Consider the following 14747-nt stretch of genomic DNA (forward strand, 5'->3'; position numbering starts at 1 on the left):
GATTACTAGTTGGTGCCGATCTTGGCCAGCAGGTCCACGATGCGGCCCTGGACGTCGGCGGTCGTGGCCCGCTCGGCGAGGAACAGCACGCTCTCCCCGGAGGCCAGCCGCGGCAGTTCGGCCTGCTCGATGCCGGTGGCCGTGTAGACGACCAGCGGGGTGCGGTTCAGCTGCCCGTTGGCGCGCAGCCAGTCCACGATGCCCGCCCGCCGGCGCCGGACCTGCATCAGGTCCATGACGACCAGGTTGGGCCGCATCCGCGTCGCCAGCTCCACGGCGTCGGTATCGGCGCCCGCGCGGCCGACCTGCATCCCGCGCCGTTCCAGGGCGGCGGTGAGCGCGGTCGCGATCTCGTCGTGCTCCTCGATGAGCAGTACCCGGGAGGGGTGCTGCTCGCTGTCGCGCGGCGCGAGCGCCTTCAGCAGGACGGCCGGGTCCGCGCCGTACGCCGCCTCGCGCGTGGCGTGCCCCAGACCGGCCGTGACCAGTACGGGCACCTCGGCGGCCACGGCGGCCTGCCGCAGGGACTGCAGGGCGGTCCGGGTGATCGGCCCGGTCAGCGGGTCCACGAACAGCGCGGCGGGGAAAGCGGCGATCTGCGCGTCCACCTCCTCGCGGGAGTGCACGATCACCGGGCGGTAGCCGCGGTCGCTGAGGGCCTGCTGCGTCTGTACGTCGGGCGCGGGCCACACCAGCAGCCGGCGCGGGTTGTCCAAGGGTTCCGGCGGCAGCTCGTCGTCGACGGGCCGCGGCACGGGGCGGTTGACGACCTCCACGGCGCCGCCCGGCCCGTCCAACGGCTCGGGACCCTCATCGGAGCCCGCCTCGGGGGCTCCTATGGCGAAGGCCCGCCCCTGGGGCGCGGGCTCGGAGAGCCGACGACGGCGGCCGGAGCCCGAGCCGGCGGGGTCCACGGAGATGCCCTGGCCGAGGGTGCCGAGGGAGCGCACGTTGATCGCCTGGCCCTCCGCCGGGGTGTCCTGCGGCTGCCTGGCCCCGGGAACGGCGACCTGGCCGGAGGCCTGGTCGTCCTCGGGAGCGGTCCGGGCCGCGGGAACGGGCCATGCCGGGGTGGCGGGCAGGGCACGACGCCGCCCGGTGGGCTGCGACTGCTCTGCGGGCTCCTCCGCCGGCGCGGCGGTGGCTTCTTCCCCGGCCGCGGGCGCGCCGAGCACCCGCCGCCCGCGCCGCCCGGCCGGGGCGTCGGAATCGCCCTCGGCGGGAGCGGGGGCCGAGCCGGCCATCGCGGCGGTCTGCGGGGCCGCCGGGGTCGGCCCGGCGGGCAGCGCGAAGCCACCCTGGGGCGCGATGGGACGCGGGGCAGCGGGGGCGGGCGCAGGCCCGAGCCCGGTCGCCGGGACGGGACCACCGGGCCGGCCGGGAGCTCCGGCCGGAGCGGCCGGAGCCAGGGCACGCCGGCGCCCGGCGGGATGCTCCGTCAGCGGGACCGGGGGCACCGCGGGGACGGGCGGCAGCGCGGGCATGGCGGTGCCCTGCGGGGGTACCGGCCGCCCGGGGCCACCCTGGCCGCGGGGACCGTCCTGGCCGCCGGCGGCACCGGGGGCGCCGGTCGCGTCGGCCTCGCCGCTGCCGTCGCCGGCCCGGCCGCGCCGGCGTCCGGTGCCCAGGCCCGCCGGGTTCACCGGGGACTGCGCAAGCTCCAGGCCCGCGTCGAGGGTGCCGGCCTCACCGGCCCGCCGCCGCCCGGAGGGCAGCGCCAGCGCGCCCGCGCCCTGGCCGGCATCGGGGTTCGCGACCTCGTCGTCGAGGAAGGCGTCCACACCGCGCCGGCCCCGGCGCCCGCCGGAGACCTTGCCCGGGGCCGCGCCGCCGGCGGTGCCCGCGGCGTCCCCGCCCGGAGCGGCCGGGGGCTCCTCCGCCGGCTCCGGCAGGGTTACCGTCCCGGCTCCCGCACCCAGCGGCAGCTCCAGTACGTACGCCCCGCCGGGCGCGCCCGGCACCTCCACGGTCTGGAGCACACCGCCGTGCGCGGCCACGATCCCCCGCACGATCGGCTCGTGCACCGGGTTGCCGCCCTCGTACGGCCCGCGCACCTCGATCCGTACGACGTCACCGCGCTGTGCGGCCGCCACCACGATCGTCGAGTCGCTGTACCCGCTGCCCTGGCGGGTCTTGCCGGTGGCGTCCACCCCGGCGACGTCCGCGACCAGGTGCGCGAGCGCGGTCGCAATCCGGGCCGCGTCCACCTCGGCCTCGATGGTCGGCGCGTGGACGGCGAACTGGGCGCGGCCCGGTCCGATCAGCTCGACCGCTCCGTCGACGCCGGCCGCGACGACGCCGTTGATCAGGACCTTCTTCTTGGTGAGCCGTTCGGCGCCGGCGTCCAGGCGCTGGAAGCCGAGCACGTTGTCCAGAAGCGTGGTCATCCGGGAGTACCCGGCGGCCAGGTGGTGCAGGAGCTGGTTGGCCTCGGGCCACAGCTGGCCCGCGTCGTCGGCGGCCAGCGTCGCCAGCTCCCCGCGCAGTTCGTCCAGCGGCCCGCGAAGCGAATCGCCCAGGACGGCCAGCAGCTGTGCGTGGCGGGCGGCGAGGGCGTCGTAGGGGCGCCGGTCGGTGAAGGTCATGACGGCGCCGACGAGCTGCTCCCCGTCCCGTACGGGCGAGGTGGTCAGGTCGACGGAGACCGCCTGACCGGCCTTGTTCCACAGCACCTGCCCGCGCACGCGGTGCTTGCGCCCGCTGCGCAGGGTGTCGGCGAGGGGGGACTCTTCGAAGGGGAAGGGGGAACCGTCGGCGCGCGAGTGCAGGACCAGCCCGTGCAGTTCGCGGTTGCCGAGGTCGGTGGCCCGGTAGCCGAGGATCTGTGCGGCGGCCGGATTGACCAGCACCACCCGTCCCTCGGTGTCGGTGCCGACGACGCCCTCGGCCGCGGCCCGCAGGATCATCTCGGTCTGCCGCTGGGAGCGGGCCAGCTCGGCCTCGGTGTCCACGGTCTGCGAGAGGTCGCGTACGACGAGCATCAGCAGCTCGTCACCGGTGTAGGCGGGTTGCGGCTCGCGGTAGGCGTCCCGCCCGTCGAGGTGGGCGCTGGTGACCTCGACGGGGAACTCACTGCCGTCGGTGCGGCGCGCGATCATCCGCTTGGGCTTGGACCGGCCGCCCTCGTCCTCGCCGGGCCGGCGCATGGAGCCGGGGATCAGCTTGGAGTCGAACTCGGGCAGAAGATCGAGCACGCCGCGGCCGACGAGCCCGGTGCCGGGGCTCTCCATGACCTCGAGGGCGATCGAATTGGCGTTGACGACAGTGCCGTTGGCGTTGACGAGCAACAGCGCGTCCGGAAGAGCGTCGAGTATTGCTGCGAGGCGAGCAGCGCCTCGGGATGGCCTGCTGCTCACGACGAGCTTCCTCCCTGACCACAACTACCGGCATGTCACGGGAGGAGTCTAAGGCCACAGCCTCCCGGTGGGGTGGCCGATGCGGGGTGGACACCGCCCGTTCCGCGCATCCTCCCAGGTCAGGAACGCCCACTCGGAAGGAGAGGTTCCAACTCGTCCCAACGGTTGATTTCGCAGCCGTCGGTACGGCGGAAGGTGGCGTCCACCGTGCGCCCGCGCCAGGTCCCGGTGATCCGGGCGGTGGCCGGGCCGCCGTACTGCTCGGAGCAGATCTGGCGCCGGGAGACGGGGGCGAACGGGTCCTTGCCCTCGCGGGCGAGCCGGTCGAGCCGCGCGCAGGCCCGTTCCCTCTGGGGGTGGTCACCGCCGACGGGGTCGCACTCGAGCTGATACTCGCGCTTCAACTGGGGGTTGCCCGTGGCGGTCATGGAGATGGCGAGGCGGTCGGGGGAGGCCAGCAGCCGCCCCAGGGGCAGCGGGGGCAATGGCCCGGCGGCCGCGGTGGCCAGTGCGGAGGTGACGGCGAAGGCGGCGAGACGCAGCATGGGGCACTCCAGGTCGTCCGTACGTCGTACGCCTGACCAACGACGCGGGCCCGCCGACGTTGCGTGCTGCCGGGGCTTTAAGGCTTTGCTCTCCGCCCGCCCCTGCTAGTACCGTGGGAGCGGATTGGTGAGGGGCCCTGCGCCTGTGTCATCATCTGCACGCACCCTCCTACGCGGGGGTGTGCTGGAGGCGTCGCCTAGTCCGGTCTATGGCGCCGCACTGCTAATGCGGTTTGGGGCTTACACCCCATCGAGGGTTCAAATCCCTCCGCCTCCGCACTTCACGAAGCCCCGGTCCATGCGGACCGGGGCTTCGGTGCGTTCGGGGGGTGAGCGCGGGAGGCGTCGGCCCCGGAGGGGCGATCCGACTCACGAGTGAACCCGCGGGGCGGGCCCCCGCTCCAACCGGATGATCTTCTTCCAGGGCGTTTCCGCAGGTCAGAGGCGGTTTGGCTAATGGATTTCGCGTCCCGGCGAGGTCCATGTATTGTTGTTCTCGCAAGGCCAACGGGGCGCAAAACCCCAGGAAGCCAAGCACTCGTAGCTTAACGGATAGAGCATCTGACTACGGATCAGAAGGTTGCAGGTTCGAATCCTGCCGAGTGCACAGCAAGGCGAAGGCCCCCGGGAGAAATCCCGGGGGCCTTCGTCGTACGTCCCTTCTCGGATTCTCCTTGGTGGGGAGGGAGTACCCCGGAGGTAGTCAGGGGCGGGATGGCTCTGGCGGGGGACGCGGGTTACGGGCGGGCGTCGGTACGGTCTTTTCCAGATCGTTCGAGCGTGATCGTTCGAACCTGAAGGGCGGGGGCTCTCATGGGACTGTTCGGAAACGCGCACAGCATCGACCACACGTCGGCGCAGCGGGACTATGCGCGGCTGCTGGGGCAGGGCGAGCAGGTGCATGCCGCCTATCTGCTGATCCGGGACACGATCCTGTTCACCGACCGGCGGCTGGTGCTCGTCGACAAGCAGGGGCTCACGGGCAAGAAGGTCGAGTACCACTCCATTCCGTACCGGAGCATCACGCACTTCTCCGTGGAGACCGCCGGCCACTTCGATCTCGATGCCGAGCTCAAGATCTGGATATCCGGGAGCTCGGCGCCGATCGAGAAGACCTTCACCAAGGGTGTCGACATCTACGAGGTGCAGGCGATCCTGACGCAGTTCGTCGCCCGGTAGAAGGGCGGCGCGCCGGGCTCACAGGACGCGGGGGAGGCCCGTCACCGACATCACCAGGGAGTAGAGGGAGGTGGTGGCGGTGATGAAGAGGCGGTTGTTCTTGGGGCCGCCGAAGGTGATGTTCGAGACGGGTTCGGGGATGCGCAGGCGGCCGAGCAGGGTGCCGTCCGGGTCGTAGCAGTGAACTCCTGAGTGCATCGCGGCCGCCCACAGCCGGCCCTCGTCGTCGAAGCGGATGTTGTCGACGGAGGGGCAGGCCGTGAAGACCCGGTCGCCGATGAGGGTGTCGTCGTCGGTCACCTTGAAGGCGCGGATGTGCCCGGCCCGGGTGTCGGCGGCGTAGAGCTCGCTCTCGTCGGGGGAGAAGACCACCCCGTTGGGGCCGAGGAAACCGTCGGCCACGATCCGGACCTCGCCGGTGGCGGGGTCCGCCCGGTAGAGGTTGCAGGCGCCGATCTCGCCGGGTGCGCGGTGGCCCTCGTAGTCGCTGGTGATGCCGAAGTCGGGGTCGGAGAACCAGATGGAGCCGTCCGAGCGGACGACCGCGTCGTTCGGGCTGTTGAGCCGCTTGCCGTCGAAGCGGTCGGCGATGACGGTGAGGGTGCCGTCGGGTTCGGTGCGGGTGACGCGGCGGTTTCCCTGCTCACAGGTGATCAGGCGGCCCTCGCGGTCGAGGGTGTTGCCGTTGGAGTGGCCGGCCGGGGAGCGGAACACGGAGACGGCTCCGGTCGCCTCGTCCCAGCGCAGCATCCGGTCGTTGGGGATGTCGCTCCACACCACCTGCCGCCAGGCCGGCAGGTACAGCGGGCCCTCCGCCCAGCGGCAGTCGTCGTAGAGCTGTTCCAGGCGGGCGTCGCCGTTGGCGCAGCGGCCGGTCTGGAAGCGTTCGTCCAGGATCTCGTACAAGGTGAGGTCAGCTATGGCAGACACGATTCCCCCTGACAGAAGATTTCCGAATTTTGTTCGGTGTGATGGTGAGATTGCAGGATCCGGTACCGTCTTCGCAAGGGCCGACGGGCCCATGGGAGGAAAATCGCGTGGACGACATCGACCGGGCGCTCGTCCTGCGCCTGCAGGAGGACGCCAGCCAGTCGTATGCCGCTCTCGGCACGGCGGTCGGGCTCTCGGCCGGCGCCACCCACGAGCGTGTACGGAAGCTCCGCGAGCGCGGGGTGATCCGGCGGACCACCGTCGAGGTCGACCCGGCCGCGGTCGGCAGTGGCGTGCTCGCCTACGTGATGGTCGACTCCAATGCCTGGATGGGTGACTCCGGCGCCGCCTTCGCCGCGATCCCCGAGATCCAGGAGGCGCACATCATCGCGGGGAGCGCCTCGGTGCTGGTCAAGGTCCGCACGGCCTCGACCGGGCAGCTGCAGGACGTCCTGCGCCGCCTCTACGCCATCGACGGGGTCAGCGGTACGCACGCCACGGTCGTCCTGGACACCTTCTTCGAGCGGCCGCTCCCGCTGTGACCTGGTGGTGCACGGGGCTGCGGTGGAGCGCGGGCCGGCCCGCCATCGGGTGGTACGGGCAGGGGCGCGGCGAGCGGGAGAGCGTGCTCGCCTACGGGCAGCGGCTGGCCTTCGCGGCGCGCGGGGAGCGGCACTGTCTCGGGGTGCGGCGGGCCGGGAAGCGGACGCCCTGCCCCACCTGCGCGGGTGTGCCGGGCCGCGCGGGGAATGCCCAGTGCCCCGAATGCGCGCGCCTGGACCGGTCGTTCTCGGTGGCCGCCGACACCAACGTGGCCGATCCGCGCACCTACCGGGTCTATCTGGCCTGGTTCGGGCCCGGGATGGTCAAGGTCGGCATCACCGCCGAGGAGCGGGGCTCGGCCCGGCTGCTGGAGCAGGGCGCGGTGGCCTGGGCCTGGCTGGGGAGGGGGCCGCTCATGGCCACCCGGCGCACCGAGGAGCTGCTGCGGGCGGCCCTCGGGGTGCCCGACCGGATCGCGTACGCCCGTAAGCGGGCCGTGCGGGCCCAGCTGCCTCCGGCGCCCGAGCGGGCCCGGGAGGTCGCCGAGCTGTACGCCCGGGCGGTCGCGCTGCCCGGGTGGCCCGAGTCCCTCGAACGGGTGGGCTGCGAAGTCGTCGACCACGCCGGGGCGTTCGGGCTGGAGGCGCTGCCCGTGCCCGGGCGGGTGATCACCGAGATGGTCCCGGGCGGGGCGGTCGTGGGCCTGCTGGCGGGCGCCGCCGGGCCCGACCTGCACCTCGCGGACGGGCTGGTGGTGGACAGCCGGCTGCTGGCGGGCTGGGAGCTCGCCGGCCCGCCGGACGAGGCCGTGACCACGGTTCCGGTGGCGCGGGTCCCGGTGGTCGCCTCCGGCGCTCCCGGGGAGCAGGACGGGCTGTTCTGAGCTGGTTCGCAAGGGGCGGGCAGGGGGCGGGCATGGTCAAAACTTGGATCCCTTTGGCCGTCCGGGGCCGATAGCTGTGGACACGCCGGGGGCCCGCCGCCGAGGGTGGTGGGCATGACCACTCAGCCGGTACCGGCCTTCGAACCGCCTTATGTCATGGCCGTCTTCAGCAACGTCCGCACCCCGGACGACAGCGGCTACCCCGAGACCCTCGCGCGGATGAACGAGATCGTCGCGGAGAACCCCGGCTTCCTCGGCTACGAGTCCGCCCGCACCCCGGGGGGCCTCGGCATCACGGTCGCCTACTTCCGCGACCACGAGTCCCTCAGCGTGTGGCGCGAGGATCTGGAGCACCGGGCGGCCATGAAGCAGGGCCGCGCCGACTGGTACGAGAGCTACACCCTGCACGTCGCGACCGTCGAGCGGAGCCACGGCTTTGTCCGCAACGGCTGAGGCCGTCCGCGCCTTCCGGGAACGCCTCGGGCTGCCCGGACTGGTGGACGTCCACACGCACTTCATGCCCGAGCGGGTCCTGGACAAGGTGTGGGACTACTTCGACGCGATCGGCCCGCTCACCGGCGTCGAATGGCCCATCACCTACCGGCACGAGGATGAGCAACGTGTGGCGCTCCTGCGGGAGTTCGGCGTCCGGGCCTTCACCGCCATGCTCTACCCGCACAAGCCCGCGATGGCCGCCTGGCTCAACGCCTGGTCTGCCGACTTCGCCGCCCGGACCACCGACTGCCTGCACACCGCGACCTTCTTCCCGGAGGAAGGGGTGGCCTCGTACGTCCGGCAGGCCGTCGAAGGCGGGGCGCGGGTCTTCAAGGCGCACCTCCAGGTCGGCGGCTATGACCCGAACGACGACCGGCTCGACGCGGTGTGGGGGCTGCTGGCCGAGGCCGGGATCCCGATCGTGATCCACTGCGGCTCCGGACCGGCCCCCGGCAAGCACACCGGCCCCGAGCCGATCGCCCGGCTGCTGGCCCGCCACCCGCGGCTGCCGCTGATCGTCGCCCACATGGGCATGCCCGAGTACACGGACTTCCTCGACCTCGCCGACCGGTACGGCGAGGTGCGCCTGGACACCACGATGGCCTTCACCGACTTCTCCGAGCGGGTCAGCGGCTTCCCGCCCGGGGAGCTGGGCCGGCTGGCGGACCTCGGGGACCGGATCCTGCTCGGCACCGACTTCCCGAACATCCCCTACCCGTACGAGCACCAGCTGGAGGCCTTGGAGCGGCTCGGCCTCGGGGACGGCTGGCTGCGGGCCGTCTGCCACGACAACGGCGCGCGTCTGTTCCGCCTGACCGGCTGAACTGCCCGATCCGTTTCTCAGGGAATTCACAGGCAGGAACAAGAACGCTCTCAGAGCCTCGGGTGAGTGTGGTCGCATGACAGCGACGACCACCTCCCACGCGTCCACGTCCACCGGCAGCCCCACGGCCCTGGTGCGGCCCGACGGCGGCCCCTGCCGGGTGCTCGTCGTCGACGACGAGGCCTCGCTCTCCGAGCTGCTCTCGATGGCGCTGCGGTACGAGGGCTGCGAGGTCCGCACCGCCGGCGACGGGGCGGGCGCGGTGCGGGCGGCGCGGGAGTTCCGGCCGGACGTGGTGGTCCTCGACGTCATGCTCCCCGACATGGACGGGCTGGCCGTCCTCGGGCAGCTGCGCCGGGAGATCCCCCAGCTCCCCGTCCTGTTCCTCACGGCCAAGGACTCCGTCGAGGACCGGATCGCGGGTCTGACGGCGGGCGGCGACGACTACGTGACCAAGCCGTTCAGCCTGGAGGAGGTCGTGGCCCGGCTGCGCGGCCTGGTCCGGCGTTCGGGCGCCGCCCAGGCGGCCCGCGGCGGCTCGGTCCTGGCTGTCGGCGACCTGCGGCTCGACGAGGACAGCCACGAGGTGGTCCGGGGCGGCCGCGAGATCCACCTGACCGCGACCGAGTTCGAGCTGCTGCGCTACCTGATGCGCAACCCGCGGCGGGTGCTGAGCAAGGCGCAGATCCTGGACCGGGTGTGGTCGTACGACTTCGGCGGCCAGGCCAACGTGGTCGAGCTGTACATCTCCTATCTGCGGCGGAAGCTGGAGAGCGGGCCCGGCCTGGCTCCGTTGATCCACACCCGGCGCGGGGCCGGCTACCTGATCAAGCCGGCCGAGTAGTGGCGCGGCCTCGGCCCCGGCGCGCGGACCGACACCCCTCCAGGCCCCGGTTGCTGCCTCGGCGGCTGCCGTCGTGGCTGCGTTCCCGTCGGCCCTGGTCCCTGCGGACCCGGCTGGTCGTCTCGGCGGTGGCACTGATCGCCGTGGTGGGCGCGGCCATCGGGGCCGTCACCACCCTCGCGCTGCGCTCGTACCTGGTCGGCCGGCTCGACGAGCAGCTGACCTCCTCGGTCGAGATGGCCGGCCGGCCCGGCCCGGGGAAGTCGGCCCGAGAGAACATCGCCGGCTTCGTACTGGCTCCCGGCAACCCGACGGGGACCGCCGGGATCCGTCTCGACTCCGACGGCAAGGTCGCGGTCACGGCCCTCACCTCACCCGCCGAAGGGCCCGCACTCGACCACGTCCGTGCTCTCGGCGAGGCCCAGACCGCGGCCCTCGCCGACGTCGCCCGCAAGGCCGCACACGGCCGGACCGGGCCATCGGACCGGGACCTGCCCGGACTGGGCACCTATCGGGTGCTGGCCGCACCCGACGGCAGTCTCGTCCTCGGCTTCCCGCTCCACGAGGTCGATTCCACGGTCAACACCCTGGTCGCGGTGGAGGTCTGCGTCACCCTCGCCGGGCTGATCGCGGCCTCGCTGGCCGGGCAGGTCCTGGTCGGCGTCGCCCTGCGTCCCCTGCGACGGGTCGCCGCCACCGCCACGCGGGTCTCCGAACTGCCCCTGCACAGCGGCGAGCCGGCCCTCCACGAGCGGGTTCCGGACGCCGAGGCCGACCCCCGTACCGAGGTCGGCCAGGTCGGCGCGGCCCTCAACCGCATGCTGGGGCACGTCTCATCCGCCCTCACGGCCCGCCAGCAGAGCGAGATGCGGGTCCGGCAGTTCGTCGCAGACGCGAGCCACGAGCTGCGCACCCCGCTGGCCTCCATCCGCGGCTACGCCGAACTGACCCGCCGGGGGCGGGAGGAGCCCGGTCCCGACACCCGGCACGCCCTCGGTCGGATCGAGTCCGAGGCGACCCGGATGACCGGCCTGGTCGAGGACCTGCTGCTGCTGGCCCGGCTCGACGCCGGGCGCCCGCTCTCCACCGGCCACACCGAGACGGACCTGGCCCCCCTCGTGGTCGACGCCGTCAGCGATGCCCGGGCCGCAGGCCCCGAGCACCACTGGCGCCTGCGCCTGCCCGACGAGCCCGCGCCCGTCCGCGCCGACCCGGCCCGGATCCAGCAGGTCCTGGTCAACCTCCTGGCCAACGCCCGCACCCACGCACCCCCCGGCACCACTGTCACGGCCCATGTTTCACGTGAAACATCCGCCGTCCGGCTGCGGATCGAGGACGACGGCCCCGGGATCCCGCCCGCCCTGCTCCCCCACGTCTTCGAACGCTTCGCCCGCGGCGACGCCTCCCGCTCCCGCGCGGCGGGTTCCACCGGGCTGGGACTGGCCATCGTTCACGCCGTGGTCACCGCCCACGGCGGACAGGTCGGCGTGCAGAGCGAGCCGGGGCGGACCCTTTTCGAGGTCCGGCTGCCCCTCGTGCCCGACACCGACCGGGCGGCCGCGGACTCACAGACGGGGCACAGGCTCACCACACAGCGGTGACAGGCCGCCCCACGAGGGTCGGAGTATGCGAACCGACACCTCTCCCGGGGCCCTTCCGGCACGGGCGCCCCTCGAGCCAGTGCCCGGCGAGCCCGTCCTCGACGTGGTGATCCCGGTCTACAACGAGGAAAAAGACCTCGGCCCCTGCGTGCGCCGGCTGCACGACCACCTCACCCGCACCTTCCCCTATCCCTTCCGGATCACCGTCGCGGACAACGCGAGCACCGACAGCACCCCCGAGGTCGCGGGCGCGCTCGCCGCGGCCCTGGACGGCGTGCGCAGCACCCGGCTGGAGGAGAAGGGCCGGGGCAGGGCCCTGCGGACCGTCTGGTCAGGCTCCGAGGCACCCGTCCTCGCGTACATGGACGTGGACCTGTCCACCGACCTCAACGCCCTGCTCCCGCTGGTCGCCCCGCTGATCTCCGGTCACTCCGACCTCGCCATCGGCACCCGGCTGGCCCGCTCCTCGCGGGTGGTGCGCGGAGCGAAGCGGGAGTTCGTCTCCCGCGCCTACAACCTCCTCCTGCGCTCCTCCCTCGCCGCCGGGTTCAGCGACGCCCAGTGCGGGTTCAAGGCCATCCGGCGGGAGGTCGCCGAGCGGCTGCTGCCGCTGGTGGAGGACTCCGGCTGGTTCTTCGACACCGAACTGCTCGTGCTCGCCGAGCGGGCCGGACTGCGGATCCACGAGGTGCCGGTGGACTGGGTCGACGACCCCGACTCCACCGTCCACATCGTCAGGACCGCCACCGAGGACCTCAAGGGCATGTGGCGCGTGGGCCGGGCACTGGCCGTCGGCGCGCTCCCGCTCGACCGGCTCGCCCGACCCTTCGGCGACGACCCGCGCGACCGCTCCGCCCTGCCCGGAGTGCCGGGCGGGCTGGCCCGCCAGCTCCTCGGCTTCTGCGTCGTCGGAGTGCTGTCCACCCTCCTCTACCTGCTGCTGTACTCCGCCTTCCGCGCCGGAACCGGCCCGCAGCTCGCCAACGGAGCCGCCCTGCTGCTCTCCGCCGTGGCCAACACCGCCGCCAACCGACGGCTCACCTTCGGCGTGCGCGGCCGGGACCGGGCCGTGCGCCACCAGGCCCAGGGGCTGGTGGTCTTCGCCATCGGACTGGCCCTGACCAGCGGTTCCCTCGCCGCACTCGGCGCGGCCGCGGACCGGCCCGCGCACACCACCGAGCTGGCCGTCCTGATCACGGCCAACCTCGCGGCCACCGTGCTGCGCTTCCTGCTCTTCCGCGCCTGGGTCTTCCCCGAGCGGCGCGGCCCCGAGATCCCTACGCACAAGGACGGCCGATGACCACGGCAGCAATTCCCCTCTTCCCGGCCGCCGAGGCACGGGCCGGCACCGGCCGGCCGCGCTGGGAACGCCCCGCCCTCGCCGGACTCCTGATCGCCACCGCCGTCCTGCTGCTGTGGGACCTGGGCTCCTCCGGCTACGCCAACTCCTTCTACTCCGCGGCCGTGCAGGCGGGCGGTGAGAGCTGGAAGGCCTTCTTCTTCGGGTCGTCGGACGCGGGGAACTCCATCACCGTCGACAAGCCCCCGGCCGCGCTGTGGCCGATGATGCTGTCGGTCCGGCTGTTCGGGCTCGGCTCCTGGCAGATCCTCGCCCCGCAGGCCCTGATGGGCGTGGCGACGACCGCGGTGCTGTACGCGGCGGTACGACGCCACTTCGGGCCGGGGGCCGCGCTGCTGAGCGGCGCCGTCTTCGCGCTCACGCCGGTCGCCGCGCTGATGTTCCGCTTCAACAACCCCGACGCGCTGCTGACGCTGCTGCTGACGGTCACCGTGTACTGCCTGCTGCGGGCGCTGGACGGGGCGCACACCCGATGGCTGCTGTGGGCAGGGGTCGCGGTCGGCTTCGCCTTCCTCACGAAGACCCTGCAGGCCTTCGTCATCCTGCCGCCGCTCGCCCTCGTGTACGCGGTCTGCGCGCCCACCAGGCTGCGCAGGCGGCTGGGCCAGCTGCTGCTGGCCGGGCTCGCGATGGTGGTCGCCGGCGGCTGGTGGGTGGCCGTCGTGGAGCTGTGGCCCGCTTCCTCCCGCCCCTACATCGGTGGTTCGCAGAACAACTCCTTCCTGGAACTGACCCTCGGCTACAACGGGCTGGGGCGGATCAACGGCGACGAGACGGGCAGTGTCGGCGGTGGCACGCGGACCGGCGGGGCCGCGGCCTACGGCATGCCCGAGGGCGGTCCGGGTCTCAGGTCCGGGGGCTGGGGCGAGACCGGCATCGACCGGCTGTTCTCCTCCAACATCGGCGGTCAGATCTCCTGGCTGCTGCCCGCGGCGCTGATCCTGCTCGTGGCCGGACTGGTCGTCACCTGGCGGGCCCGGCGGTCCACCGACTCGCTGGAGGGCATGGCCCGGGCGGCCTTCCTGGCCTGGGGCGGAGCGCTGCTGATCACCGCGATCGTCTTCAGCTACATGCAGGGCATCTTCCACGAGTACTACACGGTGGCGCTGGCGCCGTTCGTGGCCGCGCTGGTCGGCATGGGCGTGGCCCTGCTGTGGGAGGAGCGGGGCAGCCGGGCCGCCCTGTTCACGCTGGCGGGCACGCTCGCCGTGACCGCCGTCTGGTCGTACGTGCTGCTCGGCCGCGCGACGGGCTATCTGCCGTGGCTGCGCTGGGCGGTGCTGGTGGGCGGGCTGCTGGCGGCGGCCGTGCTGCCGTTCGTGGCCGGGGCCGGGCGGCGGGTGCTGCTGGCCACCGCGGCGCTGGGGCTGGGCGCGGCCCTGGCCGGGCCGCTCGCGTACTGCCTGACCACGGTGAGCACCGGGCACACCGGCTCCATCGTGACGGCCGGGCCCGCGGTGGCGGGCGGCCGGGGCGGACCCGGCGGGATGCGCTTCGGCCCCGGCGGTGAGCAGGGCGCGGGGCAGGGCGGGCCGGGTGGCGGCGCGCGGGGCGGTGCTCCGGGCGGCGCCCCGCAGGGTGGCCTGCAGGGCGCGCCCCAAGGTGGGCCCCAGGGCGGGCCCCAGGGCGGTCCCGGTAGTCCGATGACACCGAACGGCCAGGCGGGGGGCGTCCGCGAGCGGTTCGTCGGCGGCCAGGGCGGGCCCGGCGGCCTGCTGAACGGCACCCGGGTGGGCGCCGCGGCCAAGGCGGCACTGCGCGCCGACGCCGGCAGGTACACCTGGGCGGCGGCCGCCATCGGCTCCCAGAACGCGGCCAGTTACCAGCTGGCCTCGCAGGAGCCCGTGATGGCGATCGGCGGCTTCAACGGCAGCGACCCCTCGCCGACCCTGGAGCAGTTCAAGCAGTACGTGCGGGACGGCAGGATCCACTGGTTCATCGGCCAGGGAGGCCTCGACGCGGCCGCCGGGACCGGAGAGGCGGCCGGGACGGCCCAGGGCCCCACCCGGATGGGCGGCCCGGGCGGAGCCACCGGCACGGCCATCGAGACCTGGATCAAGGCCACCTTCAAGGCCACCACGATCGGCGGAGCCACGTTCTACGACTTGACCGCCCCTGTGGGGGGAGTCGCGTCCTGATCCGGCCTCACGGGTGGCACACCGCCTAGCATCAAGAGGGCGGACCGGGC

At 73.4% G+C, this 14747-nt stretch carries 12 protein-coding genes and 2 tRNA genes; 11 read left to right on the forward strand and 3 right to left on the reverse strand.

Features of this window, described 5'->3' with window-relative positions; translation table 11 throughout:
* Positions 1 to 5: 5 nt before the first annotated feature.
* Both ACFTXQ_RS04195 and ACFTXQ_RS04200 read right to left on the reverse strand, forming a co-directional pair.
* Positions 6 to 3356, reverse strand: a complete 3351-nt coding sequence (locus tag ACFTXQ_RS04195) for a PAS domain-containing protein (protein WP_382635675.1) — start codon at positions 3354 to 3356, stop codon at positions 6 to 8.
* Positions 3357 to 3475: 119 nt separating this feature from the next.
* Positions 3476 to 3901, reverse strand: a complete 426-nt coding sequence (locus ACFTXQ_RS04200) for an SSI family serine proteinase inhibitor (RefSeq protein ID WP_382635676.1) — start codon at positions 3899 to 3901, stop codon at positions 3476 to 3478.
* Positions 3902 to 4087: 186 nt separating this feature from the next.
* Here ACFTXQ_RS04200 and ACFTXQ_RS04205 point away from each other — a divergent pair.
* From ACFTXQ_RS04205 to ACFTXQ_RS04215, 3 genes are all read left to right on the forward strand, one after another.
* A tRNA-Ser gene (locus ACFTXQ_RS04205) sits at positions 4088 to 4178 on the forward strand.
* 257 nt (positions 4179 to 4435) lie between these two features.
* Positions 4436 to 4508: transfer RNA gene (locus tag ACFTXQ_RS04210), tRNA-Arg, on the forward strand.
* 206 nt (positions 4509 to 4714) lie between these two features.
* Complete coding sequence (locus ACFTXQ_RS04215) at positions 4715 to 5080, forward strand: PH domain-containing protein (RefSeq protein WP_382635678.1); 366 nt, start codon at positions 4715 to 4717, stop codon at positions 5078 to 5080.
* Between the two features lie 18 nt (positions 5081 to 5098).
* Here the strand turns inward: ACFTXQ_RS04215 and ACFTXQ_RS04220 are convergent, their stop codons facing one another.
* Positions 5099 to 6010 carry an SMP-30/gluconolactonase/LRE family protein gene (locus ACFTXQ_RS04220; protein WP_382635680.1) on the reverse strand — a complete coding sequence of 304 codons (912 nt, stop codon included), beginning with the start codon at positions 6008 to 6010 and terminating at the stop codon, positions 5099 to 5101.
* Between the two features lie 107 nt (positions 6011 to 6117).
* Between ACFTXQ_RS04220 and ACFTXQ_RS04225 the strand changes: the two genes are divergently transcribed.
* From ACFTXQ_RS04225 to ACFTXQ_RS04260, 8 genes are all read left to right on the forward strand, one after another.
* The gene (locus ACFTXQ_RS04225; RefSeq protein ID WP_382635681.1) at positions 6118 to 6552 is read left to right on the forward strand and encodes an Lrp/AsnC family transcriptional regulator; all 435 of its coding nucleotides are present in this window, start codon (positions 6118 to 6120) and stop codon (positions 6550 to 6552) included.
* Complete coding sequence (locus ACFTXQ_RS04230) at positions 6549 to 7436, forward strand: DUF2797 domain-containing protein (protein WP_382635683.1); 888 nt, start codon at positions 6549 to 6551, stop codon at positions 7434 to 7436. The genes ACFTXQ_RS04225 and ACFTXQ_RS04230 overlap by 4 nt, the downstream gene beginning before the upstream one ends.
* 114 nt (positions 7437 to 7550) lie before the next feature.
* Positions 7551 to 7889: an antibiotic biosynthesis monooxygenase family protein gene (locus tag ACFTXQ_RS04235; RefSeq protein WP_382635685.1), complete on the forward strand. Its 339-nt coding sequence runs from the start codon at positions 7551 to 7553 to the stop codon at positions 7887 to 7889.
* A complete protein-coding gene (locus ACFTXQ_RS04240) occupies positions 7873 to 8754 on the forward strand; it encodes an amidohydrolase family protein (protein WP_382635687.1) in 882 nt (293 codons plus the stop codon). The genes ACFTXQ_RS04235 and ACFTXQ_RS04240 overlap by 17 nt, the downstream gene beginning before the upstream one ends.
* A 76-nt stretch (positions 8755 to 8830) precedes the next feature.
* Positions 8831 to 9598 (forward strand): response regulator transcription factor, encoded by a 768-nt coding sequence (locus tag ACFTXQ_RS04245; RefSeq protein WP_382635689.1) that lies wholly within the window; start codon positions 8831 to 8833, stop codon positions 9596 to 9598.
* A gap of 50 nt (positions 9599 to 9648) precedes the next feature.
* The gene (locus ACFTXQ_RS04250; RefSeq protein WP_382635691.1) at positions 9649 to 11199 is read left to right on the forward strand and encodes an ATP-binding protein; all 1551 of its coding nucleotides are present in this window, start codon (positions 9649 to 9651) and stop codon (positions 11197 to 11199) included.
* Between the two features lie 25 nt (positions 11200 to 11224).
* Positions 11225 to 12499: a glycosyltransferase gene (locus ACFTXQ_RS04255; protein WP_382635693.1), complete on the forward strand. Its 1275-nt coding sequence runs from the start codon at positions 11225 to 11227 to the stop codon at positions 12497 to 12499.
* Positions 12496 to 14697 carry a glycosyltransferase family 39 protein gene (locus tag ACFTXQ_RS04260; RefSeq protein ID WP_382635695.1) on the forward strand — a complete coding sequence of 734 codons (2202 nt, stop codon included), beginning with the start codon at positions 12496 to 12498 and terminating at the stop codon, positions 14695 to 14697. Before ACFTXQ_RS04255 ends, ACFTXQ_RS04260 begins: the two co-directional genes overlap by 4 nt.
* Positions 14698 to 14747 lie beyond the last annotated feature (50 nt).

The sequence above is a fragment of the Streptomyces sp. NPDC057010 genome, assembly GCF_042673805.1.
Lineage (GTDB): Bacteria > Actinomycetota > Actinomycetes > Streptomycetales > Streptomycetaceae > Streptomyces.